Origin of the sequence: Crocosphaera sp. Alani8, from assembly GCF_038442745.1 — a bacterium.
In the GTDB taxonomy this organism is placed as follows: domain Bacteria; phylum Cyanobacteriota; class Cyanobacteriia; order Cyanobacteriales; family Microcystaceae; genus Crocosphaera.
Map to the genome: position 1 here is coordinate 1 of NZ_JARVCN010000295.1, position 3,958 is coordinate 3,958.

4 protein-coding genes and 1 pseudogene are annotated in these 3,958 nt (G+C 42.9%); 3 read left to right on the top strand and 2 right to left on the bottom strand.

The features are described 5' to 3' along the window. Window positions 1–288 precede the first annotated feature (288 nt). Complete coding sequence (locus P9B04_RS16095; RefSeq protein ID WP_342056001.1) at window positions 289–543, bottom strand: hypothetical protein; 255 nt, start codon at window positions 541–543, stop codon at window positions 289–291. A gap of 170 nt (window positions 544–713) precedes the next feature. Here P9B04_RS16095 and P9B04_RS16100 point away from each other — a divergent pair, with 170 nt between their 5' ends. The 3 genes from P9B04_RS16100 to P9B04_RS16110 all read left to right on the top strand — a co-directional run bounded on the left by P9B04_RS16100 (window position 714) and on the right by P9B04_RS16110 (window position 3,605). Then, window positions 714–1,589 carry a phycobilisome linker polypeptide gene (locus P9B04_RS16100; RefSeq protein WP_342056002.1) on the top strand — a complete coding sequence of 292 codons (876 nt, stop codon included), beginning with the start codon at window positions 714–716 and terminating at the stop codon, window positions 1,587–1,589. 380 nt (window positions 1,590–1,969) lie between these two features. Beyond that, window positions 1,970–2,737, top strand: coding sequence for a phycobilisome rod-core linker polypeptide (locus P9B04_RS16105; protein WP_342056003.1), 768 nt, complete (start codon window positions 1,970–1,972; stop codon window positions 2,735–2,737). Between the two features lie 97 nt (window positions 2,738–2,834). Beyond that, entirely contained in the window at window positions 2,835–3,605 is a 771-nt protein-coding gene (locus P9B04_RS16110) for a phycobilisome rod-core linker polypeptide (RefSeq protein WP_342056004.1), read from the top strand. 10 nt (window positions 3,606–3,615) lie between these two features. On the opposite strand, the pseudogene P9B04_RS16115 reads toward P9B04_RS16110, so the two are convergent. Then, window positions 3,616–3,861: pseudogene (locus P9B04_RS16115) on the bottom strand (zinc ribbon domain-containing protein); the annotation flags it as partial. Window positions 3,862–3,958 lie beyond the last annotated feature (97 nt).

A 3,958-nucleotide genomic window follows, 5' to 3' on the forward strand; every position in this document is an offset into this window, starting at 1 on the left:
TATAGACGGGAATAAATTCCCTGTCGAGCTTATCCCCATTAATATAATTAAGGGGATAAGCTCTCCGTTTTTCTCGGTCAAACCTCTTGCACCATCTGTCAAAACAAGGAGGCATGGCCGTTGAAATAGTTTCTCTCATGGAAAGTTGCTAATCACTATCAACTTCAAACACTTATCTCATTTATACTAGAGCAAGTTTGCGTCCAGATTTTTGCTAAAGTCCCATAGAAGCCACCGTTATACCGCATAAGCGGTATAACGGTGGGAGAACGTGACAATATCTATTTGTTAGAGTTGAGCATGTTGCTGGCGGAGACTTAAGAGTGTTGCGTCAATTTTGGCTAGTTCAGGCTCTATTTGAGCCATAGCTGTTTTCTTCGGCAGTTTGGCTCGTTGAGCCGTTGTCATGGTTTCAGAGAGGAGTCTTTCCCGATATTGTTCAAATTGTTCAATGACTTCTGTGAGATCTTCTGCAGTTACTTGTTGCCCATTCTCTTGAGTTTGGGAGGAACCGACGGGTGTAGAGTCTGGAGTGGAGTTCATATCTGTTATCTCCTGTAAATACCGATAATTATTTTATCTTGAAGCCTTCTCATTAATTAATCCCATACTACAAGATTTGATGAGTCTTAACATTTATTTAGAAAAAAAACACAGAAAAAGTTATATAACTAGACCTAAATCAACTATATGAACAAGAGGAGAATTAATCAATGGTTTTTGGACCTGCCTCTCAATTAGGAGTCAGTTTGTTTGAAGAGACACCGCCATTGGAGCTGATACCAGGGCGTTCACAAGAAGAAGTGGAGACTGTTATCCGCGCCATCTACCGTCAAATTTTAGGCAATGCCTATGTGATGGAGAGTGAACGGGCTAGTATTCCTGAATCCCAATTTAAACGGGGGGAATTGAGTGTCCGAGAGTTTGTGCGTTCTCTGGCTAAATCTGATCTTTACCGCACTCGCTTTTTTGAAACTTGCCCTCGCTATCGATTTATTGAACTTAATTTTAAGCATTTTCTCGGCCGCACCCCCGATGGGTTGGAAGAGATGAGGGTTCATAGCACCATCTTAGATACCCAAGGATTTGAAGCAGAAATCGATTCTTACCTCGATAGCGACGAATATCAGAACGCCTATGGGGAATATTTTGTCCCCTACTACCGAGGCTATAAAACTCAACCGGGACAGACGATGGTGGGCTTCACCCATATGTTTGCTATGTTGCGGGGAGCCTCTAGTAGTGACCTTAAAGGAAGTCTATCAGGAAAAGAACCGCTTCTCAACAAATATGTTATCCAAGATACCCCTCTAGCAGTGATTCCTCCTTCTGGTGGCGTTGCTGGAGAAGGTTGGTCTTTCCAAGATACCCCCAGAGGAGCTCGTAGCCGTCAAGGTGTGGGAGCCAGCGACGAAGGAAAAGTTTACCGCATCGAAGTGACTGGTTATCGCTCTCCCGGTAAAGTTAATCGTGTTTCCAAATTCCGTAGGAGCAACAAAGTTTATTTAGTCCCTTTTAATAAACTCTCCCAAGAATACCGACGCATCCACCAACAAGGTGGTGTCATTTCGAGTATTACTGCAGTTTAATCTACTTCAAGACTAGATAAACTCACATCTTGCACCTTCGATAAAACTGGCTAGTTTGTAAGCGTTCAGCTATCAGCTATCAGCCATCAGTTGAAACATCTCAATCTCTATCTTATTTATGCTGTGAGTGAGATTCAAGCAATGCTTAACCCTTTCAGCTAAGAGATGAAAGCCGAACGTTGTGCGATAGCGCCGGAACGGAGTGAGGAACTGCTGATTGCTTACTAATTCAAGTTTTTATGTACTGGTGCAAGATGTCAGTAAATGCTAGTTTAGTCCGCATAAATGGAGCATAAGTGAAGATAAAAAAATTGAGTTTAAACTCCAATTTTTTTATCTTCAAAGCAAAAACCAACCAATAAAAAACTAGGAGAACTCCCATGAGTGTGATTTTAGATAGCCCCTTAGAACTTTTTCCTTCTTTAAATCCTGACGAGGTAGCCATTGTTATTCGGGGAGTGTACAAGCAAGTATTAGGCAATCCCCACATTATGGATAGCGAACGCCAACTCAGCGCCGAATCTCGCCTATGTAATGGGGAACTAACCGTCCGAGAATTTGTGCGGGAGGTAGCAAAATCTGAATTTTACCGCCGTCGCTATTTTGAGTCCTGCGCCCCCTATCGCTTTGTTGAAGTAAACTTCAAGCACTTATTGGGACGGGCCCCCCAAGATCAAGCAGAACTGTCCAACCATATTCGCCTTTGTATTGAGTCTGGGTATGAGGCGGAAATCGACTCTTACCTTGATAGCGATGAGTATCAGCAGAAATTCGGCGATAATATCGTCCCTTACTATCAAGGGGCGCAAAGCCAAGTGGGTTCCAAGCAAGTGGGTTACAACCGCACTTTATCCCTTTATCAAGGCTATGCTGGAGTCGATAGTGCTTTTAAAGGGTCTCGTTTAGTCGATGAAGTGGCCGGCAATAGTGGGGGAAAAATTGTTCTACCCAGTAAGGGAGGACGTTTAGGAATCTCCAAAGATGCTACGGTCAAGACCTTTAAAATATTGGTTAAAGGGGCCAAGTTTGATGCTCCTCGTCGCATTAGTACCACCGAGTATATCGTTCCTGGAGACCGTATGAGTCCCCAAATTCAACGAATTCATCGTGCTGGTGGCAAGATTGTCAGCATTACTGAAGTTGCTTAATCATTTTAGCTCAAGCGAATGGAGTTAATTCTGACCCCTGACGGCAGATCCCAAAGGGATTTGCCAAAATGTTTAAACACAAATTAGGAAAAATATCATGGCAAGCTTAACAGAAACCTTCACCAATGATCCAGTGGAATTGCGTCCTAATGCGACGGAAGACGATTTGCAAATTGTTATTCGGTCTGTTTACAAACAGCTATTAGGAAATGCTCATTTGTTAGAATCCCAACGTCTAGACAGTGCCGAATCGATGCTCCGAAATGGAGATATTACTGTTCGAGAATTTGTGAGAATGGTAGCCCAATCTGAGCTTTATAAATCTCTGTTTTTTGAGGCAAATCCCACTTATCGGTTTATCGAATTAAACTATAAACATTTGTTAGGTCGCGCACCTTTAGACCAAGCAGAAATTGCCCAGCACGTCCAAATTTACAACGAGCAAGGCTACGCAGCAGAAATCGATTCTTATCTTGATAGTGACGATTATATTCTGCAATTTGGAGAAAATATTGTCCCCTATCCCTACTGTCTCAAGACAAAAACTGGAATGACTACTAATGTCTTTAACAGGACAGTTTCTCTAGTGGGTGGATTTGCCACTAGCGATGTCAACAGCAATCAAGCTCAATTAATTGCTAGTATTGCTTCTAACCTAGCTCAAAAAATCAAGGTAGCAGCCTCAACTGGAGGGATCTCTGGTTCCACGAATAAACGATTTCGTATTGCTGTGACGAAAGCAGGAATTACTCCAGTGGCCAAGCGCAGTAATCAAACTTATGAAGTAGGTTATGGTCAACTTTCAACAAAAATTCAAAACATCCACAAAACCGGCGGCAAGATTATCAGTGTTACTGAGGTTGTGTGAACTACCCCAACTAATTGCAAGCAATATAGTTGGGGCTTCCAATCTCATCGGGAGTTGCGTCTAAGAGGCAAGAAATCTTACCCCCTAGCCGTCTTACACTCCCTCCATTGGAAGTCTCGCTAGTTCCTAACGAGAGTATCCGTAAGGCTTCATTTCTAATATTTATTGATGCATTTATGTCACGTTCATGGGTAGTTTGACAATGTTCGCAAGTCCACGTTCTAATATCAAGGGGTAAATTCGCCACTTGATTTAGCTCACCGCCTATCATCCCTACGCTGAACTTCTTTACAGCGTAGGGATGATAGGCGGGTCACGGACATCTCACGATGGCGAAGACGCTTCGCCATCCG